Origin of the sequence: Glutamicibacter sp. AOP12-B1-11, from assembly GCF_052379245.1 — a bacterium.
Taxonomy (GTDB): Bacteria; Actinomycetota; Actinomycetes; order Actinomycetales; family Micrococcaceae; genus Glutamicibacter.
This window is the reverse complement of record NZ_JBQSYL010000007.1, coordinates 72,633-89,507: the sequence shown is the minus strand read 5'-3', so window position 1 is coordinate 89,507 and position 16,875 is coordinate 72,633. Positions and strand designations below refer to the sequence as shown.

Annotated in this window: 12 protein-coding genes; 4 read left to right on the top strand and 8 right to left on the bottom strand. The window is 62.0% G+C overall.

The window, feature by feature from the left end; translation table 11 throughout:
- Positions 1-2 precede the first annotated feature (2 nt).
- From ACT3UQ_RS05770 to ACT3UQ_RS05760, 3 genes are all read right to left on the bottom strand, one after another.
- Positions 3-1,445: a DUF3375 domain-containing protein gene (locus ACT3UQ_RS05770; RefSeq protein WP_105553450.1), complete on the bottom strand. Its 1,443-nt coding sequence runs from the start codon at positions 1,443-1,445 to the stop codon at positions 3-5.
- A 111-nt stretch (positions 1,446-1,556) separates the two neighbouring features.
- Positions 1,557-1,997, bottom strand: a complete 441-nt coding sequence (locus ACT3UQ_RS05765) for an acyl-CoA thioesterase (RefSeq protein WP_258133563.1) — start codon at positions 1,995-1,997, stop codon at positions 1,557-1,559.
- A gap of 50 nt (positions 1,998-2,047) precedes the next feature.
- Complete coding sequence (locus ACT3UQ_RS05760) at positions 2,048-3,172, bottom strand: hypothetical protein (RefSeq protein WP_444636658.1); 1,125 nt, start codon at positions 3,170-3,172, stop codon at positions 2,048-2,050.
- Positions 3,173-3,352: 180 nt separating this feature from the next.
- On the opposite strand from ACT3UQ_RS05760, the gene ACT3UQ_RS05755 reads away from it, so the two are divergent.
- Both ACT3UQ_RS05755 and ACT3UQ_RS05750 read left to right on the top strand, forming a co-directional pair.
- Entirely contained in the window at positions 3,353-5,200 is a 1,848-nt protein-coding gene (locus ACT3UQ_RS05755) for a calcineurin-like phosphoesterase C-terminal domain-containing protein (protein ID WP_444636656.1), read from the top strand.
- Between the two features lie 144 nt (positions 5,201-5,344).
- Positions 5,345-6,319, top strand: coding sequence for a D-2-hydroxyacid dehydrogenase family protein (locus ACT3UQ_RS05750; RefSeq protein WP_105553454.1), 975 nt, complete (start codon positions 5,345-5,347; stop codon positions 6,317-6,319).
- Here ACT3UQ_RS05750 and ACT3UQ_RS05745 read toward each other — a convergent pair.
- Positions 6,285-7,001: a phosphatase PAP2 family protein gene (locus ACT3UQ_RS05745; RefSeq protein ID WP_444636654.1), complete on the bottom strand. Its 717-nt coding sequence runs from the start codon at positions 6,999-7,001 to the stop codon at positions 6,285-6,287. The two genes, ACT3UQ_RS05750 and ACT3UQ_RS05745, sit on opposite strands and share 35 nt — an antisense overlap.
- A 64-nt stretch (positions 7,002-7,065) precedes the next feature.
- Here ACT3UQ_RS05745 and ACT3UQ_RS05740 point away from each other — a divergent pair, with 64 nt between their 5' ends.
- The gene (locus ACT3UQ_RS05740) at positions 7,066-7,524 is read left to right on the top strand and encodes a 23S rRNA (pseudouridine(1915)-N(3))-methyltransferase RlmH (protein ID WP_105553456.1); all 459 of its coding nucleotides are present in this window, start codon (positions 7,066-7,068) and stop codon (positions 7,522-7,524) included.
- Positions 7,525-7,671: 147 nt separating this feature from the next.
- On the opposite strand, the gene ACT3UQ_RS05735 is transcribed toward ACT3UQ_RS05740, so the two are convergent.
- The 4 genes from ACT3UQ_RS05735 to ACT3UQ_RS05720 form a co-directional block, all read right to left on the bottom strand.
- Complete coding sequence (locus ACT3UQ_RS05735; RefSeq protein WP_444636652.1) at positions 7,672-8,967, bottom strand: sodium/glutamate symporter; 1,296 nt, start codon at positions 8,965-8,967, stop codon at positions 7,672-7,674.
- A gap of 7 nt (positions 8,968-8,974) precedes the next feature.
- A complete protein-coding gene (hutG, locus tag ACT3UQ_RS05730; RefSeq protein ID WP_444636651.1) occupies positions 8,975-9,913 on the bottom strand; it encodes a formimidoylglutamase in 939 nt (312 codons plus the stop codon).
- A gap of 829 nt (positions 9,914-10,742) precedes the next feature.
- The gene (locus ACT3UQ_RS05725; protein ID WP_105569719.1) at positions 10,743-11,249 is read right to left on the bottom strand and encodes a hypothetical protein; all 507 of its coding nucleotides are present in this window, start codon (positions 11,247-11,249) and stop codon (positions 10,743-10,745) included.
- 179 nt (positions 11,250-11,428) lie between these two features.
- Positions 11,429-11,719 carry a hypothetical protein gene (locus ACT3UQ_RS05720; protein WP_105553460.1) on the bottom strand — a complete coding sequence of 97 codons (291 nt, stop codon included), beginning with the start codon at positions 11,717-11,719 and terminating at the stop codon, positions 11,429-11,431.
- Positions 11,720-12,207: 488 nt separating this feature from the next.
- Between ACT3UQ_RS05720 and ACT3UQ_RS05715 the strand changes: the two genes are divergently transcribed.
- Positions 12,208-16,872, top strand: a complete 4,665-nt coding sequence (locus tag ACT3UQ_RS05715) for an ATP-dependent helicase (protein WP_444636649.1) — start codon at positions 12,208-12,210, stop codon at positions 16,870-16,872.
- Positions 16,873-16,875 lie beyond the last annotated feature (3 nt).

Below are 16,875 nucleotides of genomic sequence, written 5' to 3'. Positions count from 1 at the left end.
CTCTAGTCAGCCCTCACAAATGTAATGTGCTCCACAGTGGCTTCACGCAGCGCACCGGAATTTGTCGTCCAGCTCAGCGTCTGGGTCCGCGACGCATCAATATTCGCCCATTTGGACTCTGCCGCGATCTGGAAATAAGTGACGATCTCCGCCAACCCTTTTTCTAAAGGATGCAACTGAAGTATCTCTTCCAAACTCACTTGCGAGTCCTGTGACAAGGCCTCCTCGATATTCGATTGAAGTTCGCTGCGATCCACATAAAACTGGTCGAAAAGCGCGCTCGAATCGACTTCGCTATCTTCGGAAATTTCTACCTCATCATTGATTACTACTTGAGTCCCTGGCTTATACAGGGGCCGCTCGAAGGGCAGGACTACCTCAATTTGTTGGGCAGGGATTTCGGCGATGATTCCGCTAGGTGGTTCGTTGCGCAGTACCAACGCATTCGACTCGATGCTTCGGATCAGTTGCATGATGCGTTTGTTCTCCAAAAACACCTTGTCATCTAGCAGCCGGCGCATCTGCTGAGACAGCCGACGCACCGTGCCTTGGGTCTGTTCTACCGCAGGCAACCAGTCGCGTTGAAGATGCAGAATCTCGCCCAATCCTTCGATCCGCTGCAGTGCAGGGATTTGTGTTGCCTGTTCCAGTAGCTCGTTCAATTCAGAACGTTGCGCTGGCGACATCAGGTAGTCCCAAAAACCCTGGAAGGTTCGTCCCTGCAACGATCCGGAGATATCTTCTTGATTCGTGAAGATCGCATCCAGCAACTCGCCTTGGGTGCCTTCCCAGGTGGAAATTCGTTCACGCACTTGGCGGTCTAGGTCACGGAAGTTTTGTTCGACTTCGCGGAAGTCAGAGAGCAGATCCTGGGCTTGAGCACGCAATTGCTGGTAGTGGTCTAGGGCTTCCGGAGCAGACATTACCGGCATATCACCGGCAGCGACCGCTTCGATCTTCACATCGATCGCTAGGCGCTCGGCGCGTAGTTGTGCCAGACGGACCTCAGGGTCGGTTTCTGAACCGCGAACGAGTGTCTTGAGCAGGGAAAATATCCCGGTCAGCCTCGATTGTGTGGCGACGAATTCTCTGCCTTGCAGCGCCTGAACCCAACGCACCGCGTCCTCGGTGGTAGGCGTCAGGTCGAAGATCGGGTCGTCCTGACCGGCAATATAGAATTTTCGAAGCCAAGCTTTCTCCGGAGCGGCCCAGTTATCAAGGTACTCCGTTGCGGCGCGTGGGAAGCTTCCTTCCCCCAGTCCCTCACGAACCGTAAACAGCACGTCGTCAAGAGCATCAATTAGTTCCCGCCGTGGAATGTTGCGGCGATTCGGTTCAATGAAAGCCGCGGCGAAGAACGCGACAACCAGCGGCGCATGGTCAGCGCGCAGCAGCGCCCACCCGGGATGGTTCTCGCGCAATCCTTGGACGGCGTAGTAATCCACGTTTTCGACTCACTTCTTCCAACTCTTCAACGGCCTGAATTGATGTTGCCGTTCTACCCATCATAGAAAGCACGTGAGACAAATAGGCCGGTCTATGCAATTATCGATGGCTCAGGCGCGCGCTTCTATCACTGAACGTTCAAGCCAGCTTCGTTCGAATTCGCTCAGGGCCCTAGAGGACTTGCCATCCGCGGCTAAAGGCACCATCACCGTTGTCGAGTCGAAGACCGGATGACCCTCCTGGTAGCCGATCCCGCGTACGCTGAAGGATTTGGTCCCGATGCGGGTAATCCCCATGCGGATCAGCATTTCCGGCTGGTAGTAGAGCGGGCGCAGGTAGTCGACCTGGATCGAGGCGACGACCGTGCCGAATTCGAAGCGGCCGGTTTTGCCGTCTTCACGAGTCCAGCGAATGCGTGCCTCTTCCATCAGCGTGACGATGCGGGCATTGTTCACATGCCCCAATGCGTCCTGATCCGACCAGCGCAATTGCAGCAGGATCTCGGTAGCAGCGGCCAGGTTTTCGGATTTCGCTTCAGTCATAGCTTCCATTGCACCAGATTTCCGGCCGTTCAGCTGCGCCCGTGACCTGCTCATGAACTCTATTGTCCCGTCGTGCAAACCCAACGGCGCGCCTCGCTGTTTGCATCCAGGCAGCTCCAATTCACGGGTTCCGCATAGAATCTGATTTCATCGGTGAACCAATAGGTCTTATCCGGGTCCCATCCGGCGATCGCGCTGGCGAAATTTTCGTCTACTTCAAGGCATTCTCCGGCAAGGCCCAGATATCCGGCCACGCTCAGATGCACGCCGTCGTAGTGCTGCGCGACCAGCGACCAGTCGGGCATCACCCAGGAGCCGTCGCGGCCGGTGGTTCGATACCAGTCATGGCGTTTGCCCGCGGTGACCTCGATGCCGTATTTGCGGCACAACCGAACCCAATCGGCGGCAAAAGAGATCTCCAGGATCCGCACCGAGGGCGGCACGCTCGCCGCTCGGGTCACCGCTTGTTCCCAGCCGAAACCGTCTTCGACGCAGCTCAAGCCCAACGGCTGTTTGTCGGCGAAAATTCCGCTGGTGGCCACGAGGTTCATGCTGGGCATTGACCACCAATCGCCACCGAGGTTTGCGCTGGCCGGTGTCGGCTTTTCGGCGGCGAAACGTGCCTCGGTCAGGATCAGCAGTTCCTTCCAGCGCTTGAGCTCGTTGGCCACGCTGCGGTCTGCGAGTGTCACCGAAGCGCTGGGATCTAGTTGATCAAATTCCACGTGAAACTGTGAGCGCAGATCAACGGGCGCACACCACCATTGCGCATTGCCGGAGTCCGCAATGTGTCCAGCGATTCGTTGCAGCGGCTCCGCGAGCACCGGCGAGGCCAACAGCGTGTCTTCGCCATCCGGCTCCTGCCAGTATCTGGCAGCATCGACTGAGCGTTCCAGCGCCGCCTTCAGGAGCATGTCGGTCACCGCAACTAGCTCGGTGGCATTCAAGAGTTCGGCAAGCTCTTCCACACTGAGTTTGATCCCGCGTCCCACCTCGGCTCCCGGCCCGAACATGACCACGGAATCACCGCGGCATGCTTCTACCTGATAAGCGGCATGGAACATTCCCGAACGCAGCGGATGCTCATCAAATGCAGGCAGCGCCTGCTCTTCGCCGGCCAGCGCAAATTCCCACAGCAGACGTCGCCCGCGCCGCCCTGCCGGCAATATATGCGCTAAATCCACTTCTGACTCCTAGTATTCGACGCATGAACACGTTAAATAAGCCCAAGACACCGAGTTAGTTTTAACGAGATCGATTATTCGAGATTACCTCAGCAGGGCTTGCTATTTACCTCCGGCTGGCAACGTTGGCTCTGGCCGGTCAAAGGTCCGGCAGATGGTCACCACCCCGGAGGAACGTTCGTGAAATCATTCGCTCGACCCGGCAAAACCAATCGCATCACCCCCGTACGACTCACCGCAGGCGCTCTGGTCGTCGTTGCAACCTCAGTTGCCCTTACCGCAGCGAATTCCTCCCCTATTCCGGAACCGGCTAATACATCCGGCGCCACCTGGGAATCCAGCGCCTACCGCGGCACCGTCGAAACGATTCCCACCTCCACCCAAGACCAGGCTGTAACCCCGAACACCATCAATGGTGTGGTGTTCGAGGACAGCAACCAAAACTCCAAGCATGACTCCAACGAGCCGGGCAGGCCAGGGGTCGCCGTCTCCAACGGACGCGAGGTGACCACCACGGACGGCCAGGGACGCTACGAATTGCCGTCCTTCGAGAATATGACCATGTTCGTCACCCAACCGCGCGGCTACCAGGTGCCGGTTGATGAAAACAACGTCGCCCAGTTCTCCTACACCCACCTTTCGGAAGGTTCACCGGAGTTGAAATACGGCGGAATCGAGCCCACCGGCCCGCTGCCGCAAGCCGTCAACTTCCCGCTGACCCGCAGCTCCGCCACCCAGTCCCCGGAGCAGAGCTGCCTCATCGGCGCGGACGTGCAGACCTACGACCAGGAAGAAGTTGAATTCGCCCGCAACGGCGTCTTCACCGATCTGGCCGAGCGCACCGATTACACCGGATGCGGGGCGCTGTTCATTGGCGACTTGGTCGGAGATGACCTGTCCTTGTTCGCGCAGACCCGAGAGCTGACCTCCATGCTCAACGGGCCGGCACGCTTCCTTCCGGGCAACCACGACATGGACTTTGACGCCCTGGACGGCGAGCACGAATTCGACAGCTACCGCGCCCAATTCGGTCCGGAGTACTACTCCTATGACGCTGGCAAGACGCACGTGGTCGCGCTGAGCACCATCGCGTACCCCACGAAAGTTCCCGCCAAGAAGAGCGACTACACCTATGATCTGGGCGAGCGGCAGCTTCAATGGCTGCGCGCGGATATAGCCAACGTTCCCAAGAACAAGGCCATCGTGCTGGCCGGGCACAGCCCGCTGCTGGAATTCTTCTACAGCGATTCGCACACCACCAAGCAGGTCAAGGAAATCTACGAGATCCTTGAGGGCCGCGAAGTCGTGTCGCTGGGCGGACATACCCACATGTCCGAGAACCTGCGTGCCGGGGATCTGCTGGACGGATGGCGTGACGAGGTTGGGGCGGAGGGACTGCCCTTCACCCACCTGACGGTCCCGGCGGTCTCCGGGCAGTGGTACGCGGGCCGAGTCACTGACAGCGGATACCCCACGTCCATTCAGCGTGATGGCACCCCTCCGGGTGTACTGACCCTCGATATCAAGAATGACGTCATCACCGAACGCTTCACCGTCACCGGCGGCGACGAGACCAAGCAGATGGCCCTGGGCCTGAACACCCCGGCCTACCGCGAGTGGTACGCACAAAATGTCGACCAGCCACGCGGCACGGTGGACCCACTTGAAAATCCGCTGTCCGTGAGCCAAGCCGAGCTCTCCGCAGAGACCTGGCTGACCACGAACTTCTGGATGGGCAGCACCGGATCGAGCGTGGAGGTCACTCTGGATGGCGAAGAAGCTTCGCTGGTCACCCGCACCCAGCAGATGGCGGGGGAACGACCACTGGTGGGCGCCGAATACTCCGATCCGGTGGCCATCGCCGAACAGTTCGTCCACGGTGGCGGGCTGGCCGAGAAGACCAACCACCTGTGGCGTCTTGAGCTGCCCACGGATTTGACGGTGGGAGCACACACCGCCACGGTCACCGCTACCGATGTCCACGGCCGCTCCTTCACCGAGGAGCTCTCCTTCGAGGTCATCGAGTAATCTGCAGCAGCTGCTGGTGGCGTCCGCATAGTCCAATGCGGACGCCACCTTCTTTGTGTCTTCGCCTGCCCTTCCGGTCCCGCGCGGCCGACTCATTGGCTCAAAGCTGCGGTGCCAAAGCCCGCCCACGCATATGATGAAGGCATGCGCATTGCTATCTTGGACGACTACCAGAACGCGGCTCGCGACTTCGCGGATTTCGACGAGCTCGCGGCCGAGCTGAACGCCGAATTGACCGTCTTCAACGAGCACCTCGGCCACGAGGACAGCGCCGTCTGCGCGGCGCTGGAACCCTTTGATGCCATCGTGGCGATGCGCGAGCGCACACCCTTCAGCGAAGCCCGCTTCCAGCGGCTGCCCAACCTGAAGCTGCTGGTTTCCACCGGCCGGCGCAATGGATCGATCGACCTGGACGCTGCCGCGGCGCACGATGTGCTCGTTACCCATACCGGGTACGTTCCGACCGACGCCGTGGAACACACCTGGGCGCTGATTCTCGCCGCCGCCCGCCGGCTCGACGTGGAACTGTTCTCCACCGACTCGCCGCGCACCGAATCCGCGCCCTGGCAGTCGTCCTTCGGCATCGGGCTGGCCGGGAAAACCCTGGGCGTGTATGGCTTGGGGAATCTCGGCTCGCGGGTGGCCAAGGTCGGACTGGCCTTCGGCATGCGGGTGATCGCCTACAGCCAGAACCTGACCAAGGCCCGGGCCACCGAAGTGGGCGTCGAGCTGGTCTCCGAGGCCGAGCTCTTCGCCACCAGCGACGTGCTCACCGTCCACTTGAAGCTCTCCGCGCGCAGCACCGGGGCCATCTCCGCCAAGCAGCTGTCCTGGATGAAGCCCGAAGCGATCTTGGTGAACACCTCGCGCAGCCGCATCGTGCAAACCCCGGCGCTGATCTCCGCCTTGGAAAACCAGCTGCTGCGGCTGGCGGCCGTGGACGTATTCGATGTGGAACCGCTGCCGGTGCTCGACCAGCTCACCCGCACGCGCGGGCTGATCGCCACCCCGCATATCGGCTACGTGACCGCCGAACAGTTCGAAATGTTCTACCGTGACTCGGTGGAAAACATCCGCGCCTGGGCTAAGGGTTCGCCGATCCGCGTGATGGGCGGCTAGCCACCGACCGCCGGGGCACGAAGTAGAAATGCAGGATCGCTACCACCGCGGCCCAGGCGGCCCCGATGAGCAGCCCCACCACCACGTCCGAGACCCAATGATGCCCGAGGTAGATGCGCGAGGCACCCATGGCGAGGATAAACAGCCCGGCCAGGGTCGCGATCAGATAGGCGTAGCGGCGCAGTCCGTAGACGATGGCCAAGTAACTGGCGATGCCGATCAGCGCCATCGCGTTCAGCGTATGCCCGCTGGGAAACGAGAACGATTCGGGCGGCGCAGGTCCGCCGGGGATCCCTTGCGGACGCGGCACCCGAAGATTCGCCTTCAGCAGCACCGTCAGCAGCACCGAGACCAGCGCCGTGAATGCGACCGCCGCCAACGGCCAAACGCTGCGCGTGAACCAGCACAGCAACCCGGTCAGCACCAGCATGATCAGCGTCATTCCCGGGGTGGAACCCCAGAAGTACAGCAGGTCGGCGAGGGATTGCCACGCGGGGACCTGATGCTCCAAGACCCAGCGGTATGCCGGCTCATCCAGGTCTTTGGCCCAGCCGCCCACATGCAGCGAGACCAGCACGCGGCGGGTGAAGTAGAACATGGCAACCACGAGACCAAAGATGATCCACAGGATCTGCGTGCCGCGGGGCCGTTGACCTTGACGGAAGAACCAGGAAGATCTCATGACTTCCATCGTAGTGGCCAGCCGGGCGCACCGGCGATGCCGGCTCATGCGGAAGAATAGTCACATGACGATCAAGGTTTTAGCCATTGGCAAGAAGCACGAGTCCTGGGTGGAGGAGGGAATCTCCCGCTACGCAAAACGCCTGAAGAAGCCCTTCGATTTGTCCTGGCAGCTGCTCAACCATTCATCGCGCGAGAACGACGCGGCACGCACCGAGGAATCGGCACGGATCCTGGCGAAGATCTCCGCGGATGACTTTGTGGTGCTCCTGGACGAACGCGGCAAGAACGTGGACTCCCCCACGCTGGCGGACACGCTTCGTGCTCCGATCGATTCCTCGCGCAATGTCGTCATCATCATCGGCGGAGCCTACGGGGTGGACGCCTCGGTCCACCAGCGCGCGAACTTCGCCTGGTCGCTGTCCAAGCTGGTCTTCCCCCACCAACTGGTGCGGCTGATCCTCACCGAACAGCTCTACCGTGCCCAGGACATCCTCGCCGGAGGCAAATACCACCACGTGTAGACCGGTGCTAGCGCACAGGACCTAGAGTTGGTGCGCCCCCAGCTGGCGCAGTCCCTGGGGCAAAACCGGCAACAGAGATCGATTTCTCGGGACGCAAAGACAGCAACCCGCCGGCCAGTGGCCGGCGGGTTGGCTCCTCTGGCTCGGCTAGCCGACCAGGTTCATGCACCACACGATCCATGGCAGCGCCACCATGTCGATCAGCACGGCGCCGGCCAGCGGGACGATCAGGAACGCCCGCTCGGAGCGGACGCCGAACTTGGAGTTGAAGGCATCCATATTGGCCAGCGCGTTGGGTGCGGCGCCCATGCCGTGGCCGATGAAGCCGGCGACCATGGTGGCCGCGTCGTAGTCCTTGCCGAGCATCCGGAAGACCACCAATACGGCGAACGCCAGAATGAACAGCACCTGCACCACCAGGATGAGAACCAGCGGGCCGGCCAGCGAGGCGAGCTCCCACATCTTCAGGCTCATCATCGCCAGGGTCAGGAAGAAACCGAGGGTGAACTTTGCGATCAGCTCGACCGCTTGGTCGCTGATCTTGAACCAGCCCAGCTTGTCATTGACGTTGCGGAAGATCACCGCAACGATCATCGCCCCCACGTACGCGGGCAGGGTCAGGCCGGTGATCTCCGAAAGCCAGCCGCCGAGCACCGTGCCGGCAACCATGAGCGCGGCAATGACCACCAAGACGGTCAGCAGCCGGTTGTATTGGAGTCCTTCGCCCTCGGCGTTGGCGTCCCCGGTCCGCCGGTCGGTGGCTACCGCAGCCGCGCCGTCCTTGCCTCCGGCCGCATTGGCGCCGGTCACCATGTTCTTGGCTACGGTCCCGGCAACTGCCATCTTGCCCAGCAGCCCGGCCTTCTCGGGGATCTGCACGTTATGCCGAGCCACCAGGAAGTTAGCGGTCATGCCGCCGAGCATGCTGCCGGCCACCAGGCCGAAGGTTGCCGAGGCAATCGCCACCGTGGTCGCACCCTCGAAACCCATGGCCTCGGCGGTCGGGCCGAAGGCCGCGGCGTTGCCGTGCCCGCCCTCGAGGCCTACCGCCCCGGCCATGATGCCGAGCATCGGCTCGATACCGACGGCTTTGGCCATCCCCATCCCGATCACGTTCTGCATGATCGCCAGGGACCAGCAGGCCACCAAGTAGATGAGCAGCAGCTTGCCGCCCCTTTTGATGGTGGCCAGCGAACCGGCCAGGCCGATGGTCGTGAAGAACGCGACCATGGCAGGAGTCTGCAGCGTGGTATCGAGCTGGATCTGCGCGACGTCGGTCTGACGCAGCGCCAGCACCAGCAGCGCGAACAAGAAGCCGCCCACCACGGGGGCCGGGATGCAGAAGCGCTGCAGGAAGCCAATCCTGCGCCGGGCCCATTCGCCACCGGCCAGCAAGATCATCGCCAGGGCCGAAGTCTGCACCAGGTCAAGTTGTATATCCATATAGCTTTTACCCTTTGCTCATGATGAGGTCGTGGACCAGGCGGGCACCGGTGCGGGCGGTGCGCTGGTCGATGTCGAAGTCGGGATTCAATTCGGCGATGTCTGCGTGAAGCAGCTTGCCGCTGGCCGCTGCCGCCAGCACGATGGCACGCACCACCTCCAGGCCAATGCCGTAGCCGGCCGGCGCGCTCACCCCCGGCGCCACCGACGCGGGCAAGGCGTCCAGATCGATGGTCAGGTACAGGTGATCCACCGAGCCGGCGAAGCCGGCAACAAATTCCCGCACCGCATCGAGATTGCCCAGGTGGCATTCGGTGTCGAGCAGCACCTGCACGCCGAGGTCCTGCGCACGGTCGAAGAGCAGCTTGGTGTTGGACGCCTCGGAAATGCCCACCGCTGCGTAGCGGAATGGACGGCCCGCGGCCGCCTCGGCCGCGGCGATCTGCGCAAACCCGGTGCCCGAGGTAGCCGCCTGCGCGACGCGCAAATCGAAGTGCGCGTCGATATTCAGGCAGCCCAGGCTCCACCGACCGGCGGCACCCAGCGCTTTGGCGATGCCTGCATAAGAGGCGAAGGTGATCTCGTGTCCGCCGCCCAGCCCCACGGTGAATTGGCCGTCGCGCAACAGGCCGGCTAGCGCATTCGCGAATTCTTCCTGGCCCGCTTCTAGCTCTTGGCCTTCAACCATCACGTCACCGGCGTCGAAGAGGTTGGCCGGCTCCTGAAGAGCGATGGAAGACAACGCCGCGCGCAGCGCCGCGGGGCCGGTCTTGGCCCCGGTGCGGCCCTTGTTGCGGCGCACGCCCTCGTCGCTGGCGAAGCCCAGCAGCGTGGCACCGGCTCCCGCGCCTGGCCGCCACGGCTTGATGGTGTTGTGCCAGCGTGCGTTCTGCACCCCGGGACCGTCATCGCGCCCGGACCAGGGTCCGGCTTCATTCAAGGTCATCTCGTTCCTTCGCTCAGCTTGGCCGCGGGGTCGCGGATACGTTCGGTCAGTTCGGCTTTACGGAGCTGCCTCTTTCACTCGGTTCGGCCCTTGCGCTTGATCAGCAGCAAATTCTCGGCCAGAGAAAATTCTAGGGAACTAATTCGAACCGCCAATTTGCCTGCCTGCTGCCGGGGCTGGAAGCAGGACGCCAGTTAAAGTGCCGAAACATGGGGTCAGAAGGGTGATGGGCACTACAAGGTGGAGCGATTCAGCTCTCATTCCGGGCACTCGATTGTGCCAAGAATCACCGATTTTTGGCCGGAATCGGTGGTCGGCAACGCGAAAAACCGACCAAAGCTCACCCTACCGCATTCTTTAACGTTCAAATATTCGATTGGATTCGACCGCTCGAAGCGGCTCGACGCGAGCCTCACATTCGATGGCCAGGGCCAAAACGAGTTGGCGCAGCAAGCCGCATTTGCGACTGGGGGTCAGGTCAACCGCCGGGCCGGGCAGCAGAGGACGGCAGAGCGAATAGCGCCCCTGGCAGCAGCGCAATTCAGTTCGGCTTTGGATGCCGCAAGGCCTCGCTTAGTCGGTTCGCACCCCTAGGATCGAAGATATGAGTGAGATTCTTTCCCGGTTCTGGCGAGACCCTCGCAGCCTTCCTCTGGGCGCTGGACCGGCTCCAGCGGCACGACAGCTCTTTTCGCGAGCTGTCCAGGGCGGTTTGCCTGAGGACTAATGCTGTACTTACGGCAGTCAAGGCAAAAGCCCGGAGCACCATGAGCATAGGTGTTCCAGGCTTTTGTTCAGTGGTGGGGAAGATATTTTTACCCTAAGTCGTTTATAGGTATTCCCAAATAATGCCGCCGGCACAGCTGATCGCACCCAACACGCCAAGGCGACGAATGACGAACTTTGCAGCGTTTTTAGGAGTAGCTAGTTCTTGAAGGAACAGCTCAAAAGTTGCAGCACCATGCGAGCCAACACCCAGACAGGCGGTGATTATTCGCTTGACTTCAGGATGAAGCCAACCGGCTGGTTGGGCAATTGTGGAAGAAACAAGGTTTTGAGTATTGGAATAGGCAGGAGCGACTTCCTCAATGATCGTGCCTTTAGCGCTCAGGGTTGCGATCCGTCCAGAATCGAAATAACGCATAGCTTTGACATTTACTCCGAAAGCCGGTTCGCCCGCGGCGATCCGCGACTTGTTGATAACCACGAGTGTTGCCGTATCAAATTCTTCCGTGATTCCGGGACCTAGATTATCGCCGAGCTTGCTAGCTTTCGGGGCCTCAATATTTGTCGTAGGGCAATCTTCGAACCGGTTTGAAGTCAGATCGAGCGCCACCGCCTTGGGCTGCCCGACAGCGACTGAAGGTACGGTAGGGCTTTCAGCCGCAAGAGCACTGCTTGGTGCTGCTACTAGAAGAGTTCCTACGAGAACCCCCGAGCAAAGCATCACAACGCGCTTTTAAACATCGACACACATTCTCCAAAATATAAACAAAAGGACGTTGCCTTATCTATTTACTGCTCGTCTTCGTTTCGCGTGGGCCCTTCTTTAGCACGCAGCAGTGAGCGTTCAGATACCACGGTAGAAAACAAGAGCAGTCCCGATGCAAACATGCCGGGGATATATTTGGTGAAGTCTTTTGGTTGCACGTCTGCGAGCAACCATGACGTTACAAAAAAGACAGCTATCGCCAGAACTAGGGAAACTGAAAAGTAGATTACCCGTTTTTTCTTGTTTGCACCCTGCCAGATGGGCAATGTTCCATCATCTGCGTCATCCTTGGTTAGTCCAAAAAATTTCAGCATTTTCCTCCTGCGTTGCCTGTAGCCTAAACCGAGGGGTACCGTGCCCTCGAAGGGAAAGCTCACCGAACAGAAGACCTGCTTACTCCTGACGATTTGCTATATTGAGCATAGTCAATGCCGAAATACTTGTAAATCATACTTAAGTAGGGGTGTCGAAATTTTCAGAACGAACCGGACACCACAGAGATAAGTTGAGCCTAGAGACGGTGCTGAGTTGCTTAGCATCATCGGTAAACGAGAGATAAATGCCTGCCCTACTGATTCAGGACGTGGCGCCACGTCCTGAAGTGGAACCGAAGTTTCTTCGGTCCTGCTTTGTTACTTCTCCCAACAGCGAAGAAACGCAACCTAATTTGTCGAAGCTGAGCATGTGCGTCACGCTATGGGGCAGACAGAGCGAATAGCGCCCCTGGCAGCAGCGCAATTCAGTTCGGCTTTGGATGCCGCAAGGCCTCGCTTGGTCGGTTCGCACCCCTAAGATCGAAGATATGAGTGAGATTCTTTCCCGGTTCGGTGCCGCGACCCGCCAGTGGTTCACTGACGTGTTCACCGAGCCAACCGCGGCCCAGCAAGGCGCCTGGGATTCAATCTCCAGCGGGCACCATACGCTGGTGATCGCTCCCACCGGTTCGGGCAAAACCCTCGCAGCCTTCCTCTGGGCGCTGGACCGGCTCCATCAGGCCGAGATTCCCAAGCCCGCCCTTCCGGGTCTCGAGCCGGAGAAGTCCCAAGGCTCGGGCAGCGGCACCAAGGTGCTCTACATTTCCCCGCTGAAGGCGCTGGGCGTGGACGTCGAACGAAACCTGCGCTCCCCACTAGCCGGAATCCGCGCCACGGCCCATCAGCTTGGGATCTCCCAGCCCTCGGTTTCGGTGGGCGTGCGCTCGGGAGACACTCCCCCCAATGTGCGCCGTCAGCTACTGAAGAACCCGCCGGATATCCTGATCACCACGCCCGAATCCCTGTACCTCATGTTGACCAGCCAGGCGAGGCAAACCCTGGCCACGGTGCACACCATCATCATCGATGAGGTCCACGCCATCGCCAGTTCCAAACGCGGCACCCATCTGGCGTTGTCCCTTGAACGCCTCGATGCCCTGCTGCCCACCCCAGCCCAACGCATTGGGTTGTCGGCCACCGTGGAACCTGCCGAAGAGGTAGCCCGCTTCCTGGCCGGTTCGGCCCCGGCAAATATTGTGCGTCCCATTTCCACCAAAAAATGGGAACTGGCGGTGCGGGTCCCGGTAGAGGATATGACCGATCTGCCCTCGGCGGCGGGCGCCCACGATTTGGGCCCCGGTTCTTCGCCAACGGCCGGCGCAAGCATCTGGCCGCATGTGGAAAACCAGCTGGTGGACCTGGTCTTGGCAAACCACTCGACGATCATCTTCGCCAACTCGCGTCGGCTGGCCGAAAGGCTCACCGGGCGGCTGAACGAAATCTACGCCGAACGCGAAGGCTTCGCCGCCGAGAATACCGCAAGCTCCAGCCCGGCGGCGATGATGGCCCAAGCCGGATCCAGCGCGCCCAGCGACCCGCAGGCACCGCTTTTGGCCCGGGCGCACCATGGTTCGGTCTCCAAGGATTCCCGCGCCCAAATCGAAGAGGATTTGAAGCTCGGCCGCCTGCGCGCGGTCGTCGCCACCAGCTCCTTGGAACTCGGTATCGATATGGGACTCGTTGACCTGGTCATCCAGGTGGAGTCCCCCAATTCGGTGTCTTCCGGGCTGCAGCGGGTAGGCCGCGCAGGGCACCAGGTCGGTTCGGTGTCCAAAGGCATTTTCTTCCCGAAGCACCGCGCGGACCTGCTCTCCACCGCCTTGGTGGTCACGCGGATGCGAGCGGGCGCCATCGAGAAAATGGTCATCCCCGCCAACCCGCTGGATGTGCTCGCCCAGCAAACCCTGGCAGCGGTGGCGATGGACGAGCTGAGCGTCGAGGCCTGGTTCGATACCGTCCGCCGGGCGGCTCCCTACCAGAAGCTTCCGCGCAGCGTATACCTGGCGACCTTGGATATGCTCTCGGGCAAGTACCCCTCCGATGAGTTCGCCACGCTCAAGCCCAGGCTCATCTGGGACCGCGACGCCGGTACCCTCACCGCCCGCCCCGGTGCGCAACGGCTTGCGGTAATTTCGGGCGGAACCATCCCGGACCGGGGCCTATTCGGGGTATTTCTCGCAGGGTCCGAGGATGACAAGGCGCCCAAACGCGTGGGCGAGCTCGACGAGGAAATGGTCTACGAGTCCCGCGTCGGGGATGTCTTTGCGCTCGGCGCCACCAGCTGGCGCATCGAGAACATCACCCATGACCGGGTGCTGGTGACCCCCGCCTTCGGGCAGCCGGGCAAATTGCCTTTCTGGCACGGAGACGGGCTGGGACGCCCCGTTGAGCTCGGCGCCGAATTGGGAAAATTCACTACCGGGCTGCTTGCCGAGGAAGGCGGCAGCGCCGCGGCCCGGCTAGAGTCCGGCGGACTGGATCCCTACGCCGCGCAGAACCTGCTGAACTACCTGGGCGAGCAGCGCCGTGCCACCGGCCAGGTGCCGAACCACCAGAACTTCGTGATCGAAAGATTCCACGACGAGCTCGGCGACTGGCGGGTGATCCTGCATTCTCCCTTCGGGCTTTCGGTCCATGCCCCGTGGGCTTTGGCCATCGGCGCCCGGGTGCGCGAACGCTGGGGGTTGGATGCCTCCGCGATGGCCGCGGACGACGGGATCGTGCTGCGCATCCCCGCGATGGACGACGAACCTCCAGGAGCCGAGCTCTTTGCCTTCGAAGCGGATGAAATCGTCGACGTGGTCACCTCGCAGGTAGCCAACTCGGCGCTGTTCGCCGCCCGGTTCCGCGAGTGCGCCGCCCGTGCGCTGCTGCTGCCGCGGATCAACCCGACCAAGCGCACCCCGCTGTGGCAGCAGCGCCAGCGGGCGAGCCAGCTGCTGGATGTCGCACGCAACTACCCGGACTTCCCGATTATCCTGGAGACCGTGCGCGAGTGCCTGAATGATGTTTATGACCTGCCGGCGCTGAGCGAAATCCTCTCCCAGGTCTCCTCGCGGGCCATCCGCCTGGTTGAAGTGCAGACTCAGCTTCCTTCCCCGTTCGCGCAATCCTTGCTCTTTGGCTATGTGGCCCAATTCCTCTATGAGTCGGATGCTCCGTTGGCCGAGCGCCGGGCCGCGGCGTTGAGCCTGGACCCGGTGCTGCTTGGCGAATTGCTTGGCCGCAACGATGTGCGCGAGGTCCTCGACGCCCAAGTGATCGCGCAGCTCGGTGAGCAACTTCAGCATCTGGCGGCGAACCGCCGGTTCGCCGGCTTGGAGGGCGCCGCGGATCTGCTGCGTTTGCTCGGCCCGCTCACCGCACCGGAACTTGCCCGGCGCCTGCGTCACCCGGAGCACGAAGCTGAACAACTCGACGAGCCGGCCGCGCGAGCGCACGCCGAAGCGCTGGTCGCGACCCGCCGCGCCTTCACGCTGCGCTTGGGTGGCGAGCTGAGCTATGCGGCCATCGAAGACGCCGCAAAGCTTCGCGACGCCTTGGGCACGCCCTTGCCCACCGGGATCCCGGCAGTGTTTCTGGAACCCGCAGCGCAACCGGTCGAAGACCTCGTCTCGCGCTACGCACGCACGCACACGCCATTCACCGCCACCGAGCTGGCGGCCACATTGGGCCTGGGAGTTGCCCTGCTGCGTCCGGTGCTGGACCGGCTGGTTGCCGCCGGACGGTTGTCGCTCGGCGCCTTCCGACCGCTGGAACTGGTCCCGGAAGGCATTTCCGGAGACGAGTTCAGCGACGTGTCGGTCCTGCGCACCATCCGCACCCGGTCCCTGGCGGCCTTGCGCGCCGAGGTGGAACCCGTCGACCAAGCCACCTACGCGCGGTTCCTGCCGGCCTGGCAACAGGTCGGTTCCCAGCTGTCGGGCAGCGACGGGCTCTACGAGGTGATCGGCCAGCTGGCCGGTTCCGAGCTGCCCGCCTCCGCCCTCGAATCCTTCATTCTCCCGGCCCGGCTGCGCGCTTACCAGAGCGCCTGGCTCGACGAACTGACCAGTTCCGGCGACGTGCTGATCTGCGGTGCAGGCGCCGCCGGCGGCAAGGATGGTTGGCTCTCCTTGCACACCACCGAGCATGCCGGACTGACCCTCTCCGGCGGAGACGCCAGCGCCCTGACCGCACTGGATCTCAAGGTACTCAATTCTTTCCAAAGCACCGGCGCCTACTTCACCGAGGAGCTCGCCGCGCGCATCGAGTCGGAGGACGAGGCTCGGCCGACGACCCAGGAAGTCACCGACTCCTGCTGGAACCTGTTCTGGGCGGGGCTTATTTCGCCTGACACCCTCGCCCCGGTGCGCGGCTACCTTGCCGGCGGCAGCACCGCGCACAAGATCGCCAAACCGGCTCCGCGTGCCCGCGCCGCCCGGTTGAACAGGCTTTCCGGCCTGAACCGCTTGGCCCGCGAACAAGCCGGGCAGTCTGCCCGTTCCATTCGCGGCGGGGCCAGATGGTCCCTGCTTCCTGTCCCGGTCAGCGACCCGACTATCACCGCGCATGCTACCGCCGAGGTATTGCTCGAACGCTACGGGGTGCTCACCCGTGGCTCGGTCGCCGCCGAATCCGTCCCCGGAGGTTTCGGCCAGCTCTACCGGGTCCTGACCAAGTTGGAGGAAGCCGGCCACGCCCGCCGCGGCTACTTTGTTGAAAAGCTCGGCGCCGCCCAGTTCTCCACCTCCAACACCATCGACCGGTTGCGCGGCTTCTCCTTGCCCGAGGACCCACGCCGCAAACCAGCCGCAACCGTGCTGGCCTCGACCGATCCTGCCAATCCCTACGGCGCGGCGCTGCCTTGGCCAATCGGCGAAACCGGGCACCGCCCGGGGCGCAAGGCAGGAGCCGTGGTCGGCCTGCTCGACGGATCGCTGAGCCTCTATCTTGAACGCGGTGGCCGCACGGTCCTGACCTTCGGGGAGCACACAGAAGAGGCCTGGCAGCTCCTCGCCACCGAATTGGTGGCGGTCTTGCGGGCCGCGAAGATCGACAAGATCGCCATCGCAACGGTTAATGGCCAGGCCGTCAGTTCCCACCCGTTGGCGGCACCGCTGCTCACGGCGGGATTCTATTCAACTCCGCAGGGCATCCGGTTCCGCCGGTAGCCG